Source organism: Methylacidimicrobium cyclopophantes, assembly GCF_902143385.2.
Lineage (GTDB): Bacteria > Verrucomicrobiota > Verrucomicrobiia > Methylacidiphilales > Methylacidiphilaceae > Methylacidimicrobium > Methylacidimicrobium cyclopophantes.
Window position 1 is genome coordinate 1 of record NZ_CABFUZ020000085.1, and the last position, 13,894, is coordinate 13,894.

A 13,894-nucleotide genomic window follows, 5' to 3' on the forward strand; every position below is an offset into this window, starting at 1 on the left:
GGCCCGCCGCCTCCCTTCGCGAGCTTCCCCATGGAGCCCGCGTCCAGGTAGCCGGAGCGGTGATCTGCCGCCAGCGGCCGGGAACGGCCAAGGGCTTCCTCTTCCTCTCCCTGGAAGACGAGACGGGGATCGCAAACGTAATCCTCCCCCCCGACCTCTTCGAAGCCCACCGCCTTCTCCTCTCCCTGGAGCCCTTTCTGCTGGTAGAGGGGAACCTCGAGAAGGCCCTCGGTCCTATCCAGATCCGGGGGGAGAAGATCGCCGCCCTGCCTGTGCAAGACCTACCCGAGCCGAGCTCGCACGACTTTCACTAGCGACCGCTCGCACTACTCGTTTGCAAACCGCTCCGTTCGGCATCTGCTCGAAAGCAGATATCCCAGAGTCGGTTCCAAAAATCGATTTTGGCAACCGAGACCCATTTGCGGATCAGGCGGTCCCAATCCCGCGAACCGACTTGCGAGCCGCCTCGAGCAGCGCGCTCGCAGCACCCGCATAACCGGCGAGGGCGAGGAGGCTCCCTTTGGGGATCTGGACCTTCCCCCCCATGACGGCCCCAACCATGTTTTCACGGCCTTCGATCAGGGCCCGCCAAGTCTCCTCACTCGACGAAAAAGCGGTGTCGGCCTCCCGGAGCGTCTCCTCGGCCGAAAGCGCCTTCGCCGACCGGCAAGAGCCGTCTTCCAGATCCAAAAGAATCCCCTTCGCTCCGGCGATCAGGCCGAGGCGGGTCTTCCAATTGCGCCCCTCCCTTCGAAAGGCCTCGCTCTGGCCGATCGCCTTGCACCAAGCGTCCGCCGACTCTTGCTCGAAGGGATTCATGGTTCTCCTTTGCGCTTACCGACCCTCGCCCCCGCTGTCAACGCCCGACTCCTCCGGATCCCCTCACGTCCCCTCCTCCCGCAACCAGACTACGGTTCTTCCCAAGAGGGAAATACCGAGAAAGCCCCGAATCTGCAGCTTCTCCCCTCCCTCCAGGAGCTTGGCCTTACAGGAATAGATCTTCCCGTCGTTCGGATCCAAGATCCGCCCGCCGACGTACTCCTCTCCCTCTCGGCGCAGCCCCCAGAGGATCTTCATTCCGAGGACCGGCTGATCCTTCCATCGTCCTTCGCAGCGGACGCAGAGCCCGCTCGGATCGTCTCCCGGGAGGATCTGGAGGATCCGTTCGACATATCCCTCGAAGCCACCCGGTTGCTCGACGATCCGGACGACGGCGTGTAACCGGCCCGTCCGATCGTCGACCGTCTTCCAGCGGCCCGCGATCGATCGCGCGCCGGCTTCCCCGGTGGCCGACTCGATCCACGACACCAGCGCAGCGAGCAAAAGGCATCTCGCAACACCTTTCATCGTCCTTACCGACTATAGCGGGAAAGGAGCAGCTCGCCCGAAACTTTTTGCCGCCGCCGGAGGGATCGCCTTTGCTTGAGATTTCGGTCGGCGAACGGTCCAACTTGTGCTTTGGTATGGAGTTGCGGGTGACGATCGATTTCGACAATCCAGCCTACTACATCAACCGGGAGCTCTCCTGGCTCGAATTCAACGCCCGGGTTTTGGAAGAGGCGGCGGATGCGACACAGCCGCTTCTCGAGCGACTGCGCTTCCTCTGCATCTTTAGCTCGAACCTGGATGAGTTCTTCGAGATCCGGGTTGCGGGAATCAAGCAGCAGGTCGAAAACCAGAGCGACCAGGAGGGGCCCGACGGACTCAGCCCGCGGGAGGTCTTCGAAGCGATCCAAAAGCGGACCCATCAGCTCGTGGCTCGCCAATACGAGATCTGGCAGCAGGAGGTCGAGCCGCTGCTGCGAAAAAACGGTATCCTTCTCTGCCGAAGGAACGATCTGACGGAGGAAGAGCGTCGATGGGCGCAGCGGTACTTCACCGACGAGATCCTCCCCGTGCTCACCCCGCTCGCAGTCGACCCAAGCCACCCCTTCCCGCAGGTGGCCAACAAGAGCTTCAACTTGATCGTGACGCTGCGCCGACCGGTGTCGGCGCATCTGGCGAATTTCGAGATCGTTCAGGTTCCTCACAATCTGCCCCGACTGCTCACCCTCCCCGGAAGCGGCCCCAATCGGTATCGCTTCATTCAGCTCAAGGAGGTGATCGGTCTCTTTCTCGGCAGCCTCTTTCCCGGCGATGAGATCAGCGACGTCAACGGCTTCCGCGTAACGAGAAACAGCGACCTCTACATCGACGACGAGGAAGCGGAGAATCTGCTGCAGACGGTCGAGGAGGAGTTGCGGAAGCGGAACCGAGGCAACGCGGTTCGTTTGGAGATCGAAGAGAGCTGCCCCGCGGAGATGGAGGAGTTTCTTCTCCGCGCGCTCAACTTGAAGAAGTCAGACAGCTACCGCCATTTCGAGCCGCTCAGCTTCCTCCACCTCCTGCCGGTCTGCGCCCACGAGGCGTTCCCCCACTTGCGCGACCGGCCGTGGACCCCGGTGATCCCGAAGGAGCTGGCCGCCCATTCGGACATCTTCGAGCTTCTTCGCCGCCGGGATATCCTCCTCCACCACCCGTTTGAAAGTTTCAGCATCATCGTCGACCTGCTCCAGCGCGCCGCCGATGATCCGGGAGTTCTCGGGATCCGGATGACGCTCTACCGGACCGGAGGCGATTCGCCGATCGTCCGCGCCCTGATGCGCGCCGCGCAAAACGGGAAACAGGTCACGGCCTTGGTCGAGATCAAGGCCCGCTTCGACGAAGCCAACAACATCGTCTGGGCGCGGCAGATGGAGGAAGCCGGCGTCCACGTCGTCTACGGGCTGCTGGGACTCAAGACCCATTGCAAGATGCTCGAGATCATCCGCCGCGATCCCGACCGGATTCGGCTCTACGTCCACCTCGGAACCGGCAACTACCACACCGGCACGGCTCGCCTCTACACCGACTTGAGCCTCCTAACGACCCGGGAAGATCTCACGAAGGAGGTAGGGACCCTCTTCAACATCCTCACGGGTCTCTCCCGCTTCCACGGAATCCACAAGCTTCTGGTCGCTCCGTTTCGGCTGGCGGAAGCGCTCCACGAGTTGATCGCCGCCGAGACGGCTCTGGCCCAAGCGGGCAAGCCCGCGCGCATCATTGCGAAGATGAATGCCTTGGTGGACGAGGAGATGATCCAGGCGCTCTACCGAGCCTCCGCGGCCGGCGTGCGCATCGACCTGATCGTCCGCGGAATCTGCTGCCTCCGCCCGGGGATCCCCGGGGTGAGCGAGCAGATCCGCGTGATCAGCATCGTAGGGCGCTTCCTGGAGCACTCGCGGATCTTTTACTTCGGCAACGGCGGAGAGCCGAAAATCTACCTGAGCAGCGCCGACTGGATGCCGCGCAACTTTTATCGGAGGATCGAAATCGCCTTTCCGGTCGAGGAACCCGAGCTCAAGAAGCGTCTGACGAACGAAATTCTGCAGACCTATCTCTCTGACTGCGTCAAGGCGCGGGTCCTTCAGCCGGACGGAAGCTACCTACGCCTAAAGCCGACTCCCGGCAAGAGCCCCATTCAAGCACAATACCACCTCCGCCACCTCGCCCGAGCCCAATTGGTCTTCGAGCGTCCGCAGGGCCCGGAGTCGATTTCGATCGTACCGCAGCAGAGACCGAACCTCTCCTCCACGAGGGAGAGTCTCCCTCTCCTTCCGGAGGAGCCGAACCTCTTTTAGGCGGCCGGCTTGCCATCGCCGCCGCTTGTCTTCCCCTCGCCCGAGGAGGAGGAGTCCTTCTCGGCCTTGGCCGCCTTCTTGTAGCTTTCGCTGCGGTAGTCGGTGAGGTAGAAACCCGACCCCTTGAAAAGGAGCCCCGCCCCGCCGGAGATTCTCCGCTTGAGCCTGCCGCCGCAACGGCCGGTTTCGTCTCCGCAAAGCTCTTTCGGACACTCCTCCAAGGGAGGATCGGAGATTCGTTGAAAAACCTCGAGAATCGCCCCACAGCGTGAGCATTCGTACTCGTAGGTAGGCATAACTCGTTTTTTCGCTTGCTTACGCTGGAATCGGACCGACCGGCTCGATTCGCTCGACGCGAACGATCGCCCCTTTTTCCTCGCCTTCCGCGGGCAACTCGACTTCGTCGCCGGGCTTGCGCCCGAGAAGGGTCTGTCCGAGTCCGGCAAGATACGATACCACGCCAGCCGCCGGATCGCTATCCCAAGCTCCCAGGATCGTGACCCGCCGCTCCTCGCCGGTGGCAAGATCTTTGAGGACGACCCGGGTTCCGACGTTCACGGAGTCGGTCGCCACCTCGGAAAAATCGGTTCCCCGCGCCCGGGCGATCGCCGCTTCGAGCTCCGCCTTTCGGCGTAGGAGGACTCCCTGCATCTCCTTCGCCGCCTTGTACTCATGGTTTTCCCGAAGGTCTCCGTATGAGCGGGCGACGGCAATCTCCCGGGTGTTTTCGGGAATCTGCTTGGTGAGGAGAGTCTCGAGCTCCTGCTTCTTCCGCGCCAAGCTCTTCCACGAGACGATCAGGGAAGCTTCGCTGTTCTTCTGCTGGTCGCCTGCGACCAGCTCCTGAACCCCGGGATGTTTCTTGATGATCGCGCCGAGGAGGGAGCGCTTGTCGAGCTCCCGAAGAACGGGACTTGCCAGGGCGGCGCGAGCCACGTCTCTCGCGTCGGTGACGGGTGCGTCGGCCAAGATGGCATGCAAGAGCTCGAGCTTCCCGGTCAGCAGCTCGTAGAGCTTCGAGCCCTTCTTGGCGACCCCGTTGCTCTCGCGCTCCAAAAGATAGAGGATGCAGAAGAAGAGATCGGGGCGGAACAAGGGACGAAAGAGCTCGTCCCGCGTGCGGCAGATCCAGGCCAGGACCTCGGAACCGATGGTCCGCTCCTGAATTCCGCGCTGCAGCCGTTCCAAGAGGTCGTTTGCTCGCCCGGCCTCGGTCAATACCGTGACGATCGCATCAGCGGTTCGTGCGGAAGCGGTCGGAAGCAGGTCCAAGAGCACGGAGACGGCTCCTCCCCGCTCCAAGACCAGTCTCCGCAGAACTTCTTTCTGCGCCGAGCCGGACATCGAGCAGAGGATTTTCCGAAGCAAAGCGTCGTCCCCCGGAAGCCAGCGCGAGAGCGCAAGGACTCCCTCCTCCGGCGCCTTCCCGATCGCCTTCAGGAGCTCGTCCCGAAGGACGGCGAGCTCCAAGGTCTCTCCCGAGCTCGGCCCGTTTGCCGAGGAGAGGATCTCATCGATCGCCGAGATGGCCCGCTCCCGAGTTCCCGGAGGGAGCTCCCCGGCCTTGGCCAGGACCCGAGCAGCTTCGACGGCCGACTTGCCGGAGGCCGGGTGCTCCAACTCCTCAAGGGACTTTTGCCAAGCGGGGGAGGCCGAGCTGGCAATCCGGATCGGCTGGTTCTTTCGGGTCGGGATCTCGAATCGGCCCTCTCGGCGCATGATCCGGCGCACTCCGTCCCACCACTTCTTCCATTCGTCGCCGGCGACCACTGCGGGAGTCAATGTCTCCTGGAGGGCCTCCACGGTCGCGCCCTCGCCGAGGCTGCGGACGCAAAGCTCGACGATCGCCAGAGGATCGGAGGCGGCCTGCTCCCGAAGCGTCGAGAGCTTCTCGGCCTTCAAGACGAGGATGTGGTCCCGCGGGACCAGCTCCAGCGACTGGAGCGCGTACTCCCACTGCATCCGGTGTCGCGGCTTTCCCTGGAAATCGATGATGACCGAGTCGGCATCGAGCGAAATCTCTTGGATGAGACCGAATCCCCAGCTCCGGTGCAGACAGTAGTCTCCCACCGATAGCGGCAACTCTTTTTCGGAAGAAGTCGAGGAAATCTCCTCGACGGAACGGCCCTCTTCGGACGTCATGGATTAATTTATACTAATAGCGGGTCATTTCGTTTCCCGCAACGATTTTTTCTAACGTTTCGCCTCCGAGACGGCGGAGAGACCGGCCGTGATTTCCCGCGCAGCGACTCCGACGCCGCCGTCCGCCGAAGAGGCAGCGAAGCTTTGCTTTGCGATGCTCCCCGGGTCTTCGGAACCGGCGAGGAGAAAGGCGACCCGGATTCCGCCTCGCGCCCGATCCTCGTTTCTCTCCACCCGGGTCCGGAGCAGCCGCTCGAAGAGCCGCTGCTCGAATTCCCGAATCCGAGGAAAGCGGTCGAGGATCGCCAGGACGGGCGAGTGGAATTCCAAAATCTGTCCGTGGGGCGCGCCGTTCGATTCGTAGCGGCTCATGTAGCCTTCCTCCTCCCGGATCTGCGCCAGCTGCCGGGCCCTTTCGGCAATCGTCGCTCCCGTGATTCGCGGCCGCAACTCCTCGACGCGGCGGCCATAGAGGCGCCGCAGGAGCCGTTCGGCGGCCAGGGAACCGTAGACCTCGTCGACCGATTCCAAAAGCTCCAGGACGAAAGGAATTCCCTTTTGCGGGAAGAATTCATCGGCCTTCTCGGTCAAAACGTAGAGCTTCTCCGGCCGGCCGACCCGCTTCGCCCTTTTCCGGGTGGCGAGGTAGCCTTCCTTTTCCAGGGCGTTGCAGTGCTGCTTGACTCCCATGTAGGAGAGGTTCATCCGCTCCGCGAGTTCTCCTACGGAGAGGCCATCGCTCCGCTTGATCTCCGCAAGGATCGCGTACTTCTGATTGCGAATCAGCGAGGAGTTGCCACTGTCCATGATTGTCCGAAGGAGAAACCGCCTTCGTCTCCTTTGTTGTAACAAAGACCAACCCGGCTCGTTAATCGCTTTTTGCAGGGAAAACGGAAGAAGTCCGCTCGGGGCCGCTTCCCCAGAGACGCGGGATCGCCGCCGCGCGCAGCGGCGCGTTGCGCGTCCTCTTCCTGCCGCTTGGAGGGGCGCAAATAACGGTTTTGACAGAGCCATGGGGCCTCGCTAGGCTCGTAGCCCTCTTATGTCCGCAACATTTACCGTTCTGATCGCCGACTCGATCAGCCCGAAGGGGGTCGAGCTTCTTTCCAGCAATCCGGCCGTCCAGGTCCTCGAAAAGACGGGCTTGAGCGAAGAGCAATTGATCGAGATCGCCCCGACGTGCGATGCGATCCTTGTCCGAAGCCAGACAAAGATTTCGCGGCGAATCCTCGAAAAGGCCGAGCGCCTTCGCGTCGTCGGCCGCGCCGGCGTGGGAGTCGACAACGTCGACGTAACGGCGGCCACCGAGCGGGGGGTGGTCGTCATGAACACCCCCGGAGGGAACACGATCGCCACAGCCGAGCAGACCGTCGCTCTGCTGCTCGCTCTGGCTCGGAATATCCCCCAGGCGGATGCCTCGATGCGCGCCGGGGCCTGGAACCGAAAGGCGTTCGAAGGCGTCGAGCTTTCCGGCAAGGTGCTCGGGATCGTCGGCATGGGCCGGGTGGGGACCGAGGTTGCTCGACGGGCTCTCGGCTTCAACATGCGGGTGATCTGCTTCGATCCCTACCTCTCGCCCAGCCGCGTCCAAAACCTTCCGGTGCAGGTCGCCGAAAAGCTCGAATCGGTTCTCCGGGAAGCGGACTTCCTCACCCTCCACTCCCCGTTGACTCCGGAGACCAAGGGCCTCTTGGACGCCCGCCGTCTAGCCCTCTGCAAGAAGGGGGTTCGGATCGTCAACTGCGCCAGAGGCGGCTTGATCGTCGCCGAAGACCTGCGCAAGGCGATCGATTCCGGCCATGTGGCCGGAGCCGCCCTCGATGTTTTCGACCCGGAACCGCCTCCCGCCGACTTTCCGTTACGATCGCTCCCGAACGTGATCTTGACCCCGCACTTGGCCGCTTCGACGGCGGAATCCCAGGAGCAGGTCGGGATTGAAATCGCCCAAGCCGTCCTCGATCTTTTGATCCATGGAACGATTCGCAATGCGGTGAATATCCCCAACGTCGATCCGCGCACCGCCGCGCTCCTCCGCCCCTACCTCTTGCTCGCCGAGCGGCTCGGTCTCTTCATGGGACAATGGGCTCCGAACCGGATGAGCCGGGTCACCCTCTCCTACGGAGGCAAGGTCAACGAGTACGACACGACTCCGGTGACGCGTGCCGCGCTCAAGGGGCTGCTCCGTAAGGTGGCCGGCGCGGAGGTCAACGAAGTGAACGCCGCCTATCTGGCCGACACCCTGGGGATCGTAGTCCGCGAGCTCAAGACCTCCCAGGCAGGGGAGTTCACCGACTGGATCGGGATGGAGATCCAGGTCGATTCGACGTCGCTGCAAGCCGGAGCCACGCTCTGGGGCAGCAGCCCTCGGCTCGTGCAAATCAACGGGAACCCGATCGAAGCGCCGCTCGAGGGAGCGCTCTTGGTCCTGGAAAATCGGGACCGGCCCGGCATCGTCGGCCGGGTGGGCTCGATCCTCGGCGAACGCTCCGTCAACATCGCCTCGATGTCGCTGGCGCGCGCCGAGCATGGCTCCCGAGCCGTCAGCGTGCTGCATGTCGACGGCGTGCCGGGAGGCGAGGTGCTGGAAGAAATCCTCCGGGTTCCGGACGTCTACTCGGTCCGCTTGGTGCAGATTTAACTGGGGAGCCCGCTTCAAAAGCGGTTTTTCGACGCGGACGGGGCTCCCGATCGCTCCGCCCGCGTCCCTCCAGACATCCTTTCCTTCCGAGAATCCCGGATTTCCGGAAGCTCGCACCGCTCGTCCGATCCTTGACCATCCTCCAAGGTTGCGGTTAACTAAGGTCGGTGCGCATCGTTCCAGTCGTTTCTCTCGGCTTCTTTTTCGCCGCTGGCTTGCTTCCCGCGCAGCCGACGAGCGAGAACGGCCCGGAAGCTCCCGCCCCCCATCGAGCTTCCACGCCCCATCGGATCGAACGGAAGCCGGCCGCTCCGACTCTCCCCGAAAAACCCGGAAAGCCTCCGGAAGCCCGGCCGCCGAAAGCCCAAGGAATCATCCCGGAGGGCATCCGGAAGGGACCGAATATGATCAATCCCTTGGCCCCGAAGGAATATGGATACGGGCGGCGCTTCCTGTCGAGGTCCGCCTACACGCCGCACATTCCCTATTCGGCGGGTCAAACCGAGGTGATGACCCCAGGCGGTGGGCTCGAGCTCTTTACCTGGGAGTGGTGATGCCACCCCGTCCCCGAATTCGGATCCGGCGCGTTTACGAAGCGCCGGCCGCCGCAGAGGGATACCGGGTTCTCGTCGATCGTCTCTGGCCCCGGGGAATTTCCAAAGAGAAGCTTTCGATCGACTCTTGGGAAAAGGAGCTGGCCCCGAGCGCCGAGCTCCGGAAATGGTTCGGCCACGATCCGAGTCGCTGGGAAGAGTTTTCGCGGCGCTACCGCCAGGAGCTTCTTCCGAAAACCGATCGGCTGAAGGAGCTCCTCCGGAGCGCCGGCTCCCGCGGGCTCACGCTCCTCTACAGCGCCCGCGACCAGGAGCACAACCAGGCGGTCGTCCTCCAAGGAGTGCTCGAAGAGTTGTCCGAAAAGCCTGAATGAGCCCGTCTACCGTTCCTTCCGCGCGAGCTGATCGAGGGAGAGTCGGGCGAGGGAATCGGCGACCCAATCCGCCATGCGGAAATCCTGGCCCGCCGTGTAGTCGTTGAAGACGACAAGGCAGGGAAGGCCCGCCGCGCGCGCCGCCTGCAATCCGACCGCCGAATCCTCGATCGCAAGCACCCGCTCCGGCGGGAGGCCCCACTCCTCGAGGCAACGGCGGTAGAGAGGCGAGTCGGGCGCCGTTTTTCTTCCCGCCCGCTTCCCCAATACGGGAGCAAACCAGCTGGCCTCGTCGGCGAAATGGAGACGCAACAGGGCGGAAATCTGCTCTTCGTCGGTCGTCGAGACGATCGCCTGCCGCAACCCCCGCCTTCTCGCCTCCCGGATCCAATCCCGAACTCCCGCTCGGAGCCGAGTCCGGCGGAGAAATGTTTCCAGATAGAGCTTCCTCTTGAGGTCGGCGAGCCGGCGCGCCAGCTCCTCCAGATCCTTCGGCGGAGAAGGGAGTGATCGCAACGCCTCCGCCATACGGAGATGATTCCCCGGAATCGTCAATAATCCCTGAAACTCCTCCCAGCTCCACTGGATGGGGATGCCGAGCGCGGCGAAGGCGGCGTTGCAGGCCGGCAGATGGGCTTCTTTTTCGGTATAGGCGAGAGTGCCATCCACATCCCAGATGAGCCCATCCCAGCGCACGGCGGTTATCGGCAGAAGTTCCGGACGGCGAGCGGAGGAAGCTCGGAGGGGGCCGTCGACTCGATGATCTCTCCCGCAAAACGGCTCAGCGGCAGGTCGAGGACCGCGCATTGGAGAATGGCCCGGATGTATTTGTGGAGCACCAGGAGGATGCCCCGTTCCGGCCTGCCAGCGAGGGAGCAGAGGGCGGAGGCGACGCGCTTGCGCGCGCTCCAGATATCTTCTCCCCCGATCGAGGAAAGAGGAAAGAGGGAGGGATCCGCCAGCCAACGATCGTAGCGCCCAGGCTCACGGAGCGAAAGCTCCTCCGGAGTATGCCCTTCCCACTCCCCCATGTTGACTTCGATCCACTCGGGCCACGCCTCGATCGGGACTCCCAGCGCCTCTCCGTAAATTTCGGCCGTCTGTCGACCGCGGGCGAGCGGACTCGAAAGGATCCGATCGATGGGGAGATCCCGCAAGAGGACGCAATTGGCCTTCGCTTCCGCAATCCCTTCCTCGCAAAGGGGGATGTCGGTTCGCCCTTGGATCCTCTTCTCGAGATTCCAGGAGGTCTTGCAGTGGCGCGCAAGGAAGATGCGCGGAAATCCAGACGGGGAGACCGCCTCTTTCCGCTCTTCTGCCGCCATTGTCTGGTTTTCCTCGAGGCTCCTCGCCCTTTTGCTTAGCTTCGGATCCGCGCCAAGGTACGGCGGGCGGCATCCGCCACGGCTTCCTTGGTAAGGCCGAACTCCTTGTAGATCGTGGCGTACGGCGCGGAGGCACCGAAATGGTCGATGCCGAGCGCCTCGCCGTCGGTTCCCAGCCACCGCTTCCAAGCCAGCGTCACTCCCGCCTCGACCGAGACGCGCGCTCGGATTCGGGCGGGAAGCACCTCTTCGAGGTAGGCCTCCGGCTGCTGCGCAAAGAGTTCCCAGGAAGGCAAGGAGACGACCCTCGATCGGATCTTTTCTCCGCCGAGAAGCTCTTTTGCACCCAACGCGAGGGAGACTTCGGAACCGGTCGCGATCAGGATGACCTCCGGATCGGGATCTTCGGTCAGGACATAGCCGCCGCGCCTGGCTCCCGCGGCGGGCGCGAACCGGTCCCGGTCGAGCACCGGAAGGGCCTGGCGCGTTAGGATCAATGCCGTGGGACCGTCTTTCCGCTCGAGCGCCACCCGCCAGCCTTCGGCCGTTTCGGTCGCATCCGCCGGACGGAAGACTACGAGATTCGGAATGGCTCGAAGAGCCGTCAACTGCTCGACGGGCTGATGGGTCGGTCCATCCTCTCCCAACCCGATGCTGTCATGAGTGAACACGTAGACGACCGGCACCCGCATCATCGCCGCCAAACGGATGGGCGGTCGCATGTAGTCCGAGAAGATGAGGAAGGTTCCCCCGTAGGGTCGAATTCCGCCGTGAACGGCCATCCCGTTCATGAGGGAGCCCATTCCGTGCTCCCGGATCCCGTAATGCACGTATCCCCCCGCATACTCCCCAGGACGAATCTCTTTGACTCCCTTGGGCAGCGTGTTGTTCGAGGGAGTCAGGTCGCCCGAGCCGCCGAGCAGGTAGCCGACCTTCTCGAAGATCGCGTTAAGCACGGCTCCGGAAGCGGCCCGAGTCGCAATCGGCTTTTCCAGCGGGAAGTTCGGCATCGCCTGATCCCACCCGGGGGGAAGATCTCTCCGAAGGGCGGCTTCGAAGGCCTCCGCTTCCACCGGAAACTCCTTCCGATAGCCCGAGAAGGTCTCCAGCCAGAGGGCGCGTTGCGCCGCTCCTTTCTTGGCCGCGGCGCGGAAGAAGGTCCGCACCTCCTCGGGAACATAAAAGGTCTGATCGACCGGCAGGCCGAGGCGTTCCTTCGCCAGCTTCACCTCTTCCGCTCCCAACGGCTCTCCGTGAGCCTTGGCGGTGTTCTGCCGGTTGGGGCTTCCCCAACCGATAATGGTGCGGCAAGCGATGATGGTGGGACGCTCTTCCTGCGACGTCGCCCAGGCGAGGGCGGAAGCCACCTCCGCCCGATTGAGTCCGTCGATTCGCCGGACATTCCAGCCGTAAGCCGCGAAGCGGCCGAGGACGTCTTCGCTGAAGGAGAGCGACGTCGGCCCGTCGATGCTGATGTGGTTGTCGTCGTAGAGGACGACGAGCTTGCCCAGCCGCAAATGGCCCGCGAGGGAAGCGGCCTCATGGGAGACCCCTTCTTCCAGGTCGCCGTCGCTGGCGATCACGTAGGTTCGATGGTTGACCAGATCGTGCCCGGGCCGGTTGTAGCGTGCGGCGAGCCAACGCTCGGCCAGAGCCATGCCAACGGCATTGGCGATCCCTTGACCCAGTGGGCCCGTCGTCGTCTCGACTCCCACGGTGTGGCCATACTCCGGGTGGCCGGGGGTTCGACTTCCCCACTGGCGGAAGCTCTCGAGCTCCGCCATCGGCAAATCGAAGTCGCAGAGATGGAGCAGGCTGTAGAGGAGCATCGAACCGTGCCCAGCCGACAGGACGAAGCGGTCCCGATCGGGCCAGTGCGGATCGGCGGGGTCGAATCGCAGGAAGCGGGTCCAGAGTACGACCGCCGCGTCGGCCATTCCCATCGGCATTCCGGGATGGCCGGAATTCGCCTTCTGTACCCCGTCCATGGCGAGGCCGCGAATCACGTTCGCCGCCAAGGCGGCCAGCCGCTCTTCCTCCGGAGGATTCGACGAGGAGGAGGCAACCGAAGGATTTGGGGAACTACTCATTTCTCTATCTCCTGTTTTGTAATGCTCGTTGACGATCCATTCGTGCATGTACTTCGACCGGCGGCGTGTCCGCATCGCTCCGCGGTCCCTTGAGCCTCCTCCGGCCGATAGATCCTGCCTCTACTGGGCAAGGGGTCACACCGCCAACGGATGGCTGGAGCCAACTTCCAGACCTCTCCTATAACGGCCGGAGGGGCGCGCTGTCAAGCCGCCGGCCCGCCCTCCCGCCCGCTCTGGTCGGCAAAGACCCGGCTCTGCCGAATGTCGGCCGCGTCGATCCGCATGAGCTCCTCGGCAGGGATCTTCCCGCCGGCGGCGATCAAGCGGGCGGCTTGCCGCAGCTTGATGCGGTCGATCGCGTTTCGGACGCTCCGAGCATTCGCGAAGAGCGGCTGCTCCCGACGCAAGGCTAGGTATTCCCGAAACGCCTCCCGGGCCCCCGCATCGAAGAAGTACCCCTGCTGCCGTACCATCAGCTCTCCGATCGAAACCAACTCCTCGAAAGTGTAATCGGGGAAATCGATGTGATGGGCGATCCGGGAGCGGAGGCCGGGATTGGAGATGAAGAAGGTCTCCATCCGATCCCGGTAACCGGCAAAGATCACAACGAGGTCGTTGCGATAGTCCTCCATCGCCTGCAGGAGGATTGCCACCGCCTCCAACCCGTAGTCGCGCTCGCTCTCTGGCCGATAGAGAGAGTAGGCCTCGTCGATGAAAAGGACGCCCCCCATCGCTCGCTTGATCGCCTCCTTGGTCTTTGGCGCGGTATGGCCCACATATTGACCCACCAGGTCGTCACGGGCCGCAACGACGAGGTGCCCCTTCCGGACATAGCCCAAGCGATGCAAAATCTTCCCCATGCGGAGAGCGACGGTCGTCTTTCCGGTCCCGGGCGATCCCGTAAAGGACATGTGCAAGGTCGGCGCCTGGGTCTGGAGCCCCACCGAGCTCCGGAGCCTCTCGATCAGGAGAAAATCGGCAATCTCCCGAACCCGGCGCTTGACCGGGGCAAGCCCGATGAGCTCGCTGTCGAGCTCGGTCAGGATATCCGTGACCCCCGCCCCGGCCAGCGCTTCGTCGAGATCGACCAGCCGCTCCCCCTCGGAGGCGGC

The 13,894-nt window shown here is 63.4% G+C and carries 14 protein-coding genes; 5 read left to right on the forward strand and 9 right to left on the reverse strand.

What is annotated here, in order from left to right; translation table 11 throughout:
• On the forward strand, positions 1-314 hold a 314-nt coding region (locus FN369_RS02425; RefSeq protein ID WP_142524621.1), incomplete at its 5' end, for an OB-fold nucleic acid binding domain-containing protein.
• 112 nt (positions 315-426) lie between these two features.
• Here the strand turns inward: FN369_RS02425 and FN369_RS02430 are convergent.
• Complete coding sequence (locus tag FN369_RS02430) at positions 427-819, reverse strand: SCP2 sterol-binding domain-containing protein (RefSeq protein WP_142524622.1); 393 nt, start codon at positions 817-819, stop codon at positions 427-429.
• A gap of 63 nt (positions 820-882) precedes the next feature.
• Positions 883-1,347 carry a DUF2147 domain-containing protein gene (locus tag FN369_RS02435; protein ID WP_142524623.1) on the reverse strand — a complete coding sequence of 155 codons (465 nt, stop codon included), beginning with the start codon at positions 1,345-1,347 and terminating at the stop codon, positions 883-885.
• A 71-nt stretch (positions 1,348-1,418) separates the two neighbouring features.
• Here FN369_RS02435 and ppk1 point away from each other — a divergent pair, with 71 nt between their 5' ends.
• Positions 1,419-3,659, forward strand: coding sequence for a polyphosphate kinase 1 (gene ppk1 / locus FN369_RS02440; protein WP_246189490.1), 2,241 nt, complete (start codon positions 1,419-1,421; stop codon positions 3,657-3,659).
• Here ppk1 and FN369_RS02445 read toward each other — a convergent pair.
• Genes FN369_RS02445 through FN369_RS02455 form a run of 3 tightly spaced genes read right to left on the reverse strand, consistent with a single transcriptional unit; the run spans position 3,656 to position 6,608 of the window.
• Positions 3,656-3,955, reverse strand: coding sequence for an FmdB family zinc ribbon protein (locus FN369_RS02445; protein WP_142524624.1), 300 nt, complete (start codon positions 3,953-3,955; stop codon positions 3,656-3,658). The genes ppk1 and FN369_RS02445 overlap by 4 nt on opposite strands.
• A gap of 19 nt (positions 3,956-3,974) precedes the next feature.
• The gene (locus FN369_RS02450; RefSeq protein ID WP_142524625.1) at positions 3,975-5,801 is read right to left on the reverse strand and encodes a GreA/GreB family elongation factor; all 1,827 of its coding nucleotides are present in this window, start codon (positions 5,799-5,801) and stop codon (positions 3,975-3,977) included.
• Between the two features lie 51 nt (positions 5,802-5,852).
• Positions 5,853-6,608 (reverse strand): helix-turn-helix transcriptional regulator, encoded by a 756-nt coding sequence (locus FN369_RS02455; RefSeq protein ID WP_178087621.1) that lies wholly within the window; start codon positions 6,606-6,608, stop codon positions 5,853-5,855.
• Between the two features lie 235 nt (positions 6,609-6,843).
• Between FN369_RS02455 and serA the strand changes: the two genes are divergently transcribed.
• The 3 genes from serA (at position 6,844) to FN369_RS02470 (ending at position 9,367) form a co-directional block, all read left to right on the forward strand.
• Entirely contained in the window at positions 6,844-8,439 is a 1,596-nt protein-coding gene (gene serA, locus FN369_RS02460) for a phosphoglycerate dehydrogenase (protein ID WP_142524627.1), read from the forward strand.
• 167 nt (positions 8,440-8,606) lie between these two features.
• Complete coding sequence (locus FN369_RS02465; RefSeq protein WP_142524628.1) at positions 8,607-8,993, forward strand: hypothetical protein; 387 nt, start codon at positions 8,607-8,609, stop codon at positions 8,991-8,993.
• Positions 8,993-9,367 carry a DUF488 domain-containing protein gene (locus tag FN369_RS02470; RefSeq protein WP_142524629.1) on the forward strand — a complete coding sequence of 125 codons (375 nt, stop codon included), beginning with the start codon at positions 8,993-8,995 and terminating at the stop codon, positions 9,365-9,367. Before FN369_RS02465 ends, FN369_RS02470 begins: the two co-directional genes overlap by 1 nt.
• 6 nt (positions 9,368-9,373) lie before the next feature.
• On the opposite strand, the gene FN369_RS02475 is transcribed toward FN369_RS02470, so the two are convergent.
• The 4 genes from FN369_RS02475 to cbbX all read right to left on the reverse strand — a co-directional run.
• Positions 9,374-10,063 (reverse strand): HAD-IA family hydrolase, encoded by a 690-nt coding sequence (locus FN369_RS02475; RefSeq protein ID WP_246189491.1) that lies wholly within the window; start codon positions 10,061-10,063, stop codon positions 9,374-9,376.
• Positions 10,064-10,068: 5 nt separating this feature from the next.
• Positions 10,069-10,692 (reverse strand): histidine phosphatase family protein, encoded by a 624-nt coding sequence (locus tag FN369_RS02480; RefSeq protein WP_142524631.1) that lies wholly within the window; start codon positions 10,690-10,692, stop codon positions 10,069-10,071.
• Positions 10,693-10,727: 35 nt separating this feature from the next.
• Positions 10,728-12,782: a transketolase gene (tkt, locus tag FN369_RS02485; RefSeq protein ID WP_246189492.1), complete on the reverse strand. Its 2,055-nt coding sequence runs from the start codon at positions 12,780-12,782 to the stop codon at positions 10,728-10,730.
• A 203-nt stretch (positions 12,783-12,985) separates the two neighbouring features.
• A partial coding sequence (cbbX, locus tag FN369_RS02490; RefSeq protein WP_374728754.1) for a CbbX protein occupies positions 12,986-13,894 on the reverse strand: 909 nt, incomplete at its 5' end.

Bases quoted from the DNA above. Each gene is read 5' to 3' on its own strand.
- FN369_RS02435 (WP_142524623.1), bottom strand. From the start codon at position 1,347: ATGAAAGGTGTTGCGAGATGCCTTTTGCTCGCTGCGCTGGTGTCGTGG.
- tkt (WP_246189492.1), bottom strand. From the start codon at position 12,782: ATGAGTAGTTCCCCAAATCCTTCGGTTGCCTCCTCCTCGTCGAATCCT.
- FN369_RS02455 (WP_178087621.1), bottom strand. From the start codon at position 6,608: ATGGACAGTGGCAACTCCTCGCTGATTCGCAATCAGAAGTACGCGATC.
- serA (WP_142524627.1), top strand. From the start codon at position 6,844: ATGTCCGCAACATTTACCGTTCTGATCGCCGACTCGATCAGCCCGAAG.
- FN369_RS02470 (WP_142524629.1), top strand. From the start codon at position 8,993: ATGCCACCCCGTCCCCGAATTCGGATCCGGCGCGTTTACGAAGCGCCG.
- FN369_RS02480 (WP_142524631.1), bottom strand. From the start codon at position 10,692: ATGGCGGCAGAAGAGCGGAAAGAGGCGGTCTCCCCGTCTGGATTTCCG.
- FN369_RS02450 (WP_142524625.1), bottom strand. From the start codon at position 5,801: ATGACGTCCGAAGAGGGCCGTTCCGTCGAGGAGATTTCCTCGACTTCT.
- FN369_RS02445 (WP_142524624.1), bottom strand. From the start codon at position 3,955: ATGCCTACCTACGAGTACGAATGCTCACGCTGTGGGGCGATTCTCGAG.
- FN369_RS02430 (WP_142524622.1), bottom strand. From the start codon at position 819: ATGAATCCCTTCGAGCAAGAGTCGGCGGACGCTTGGTGCAAGGCGATC.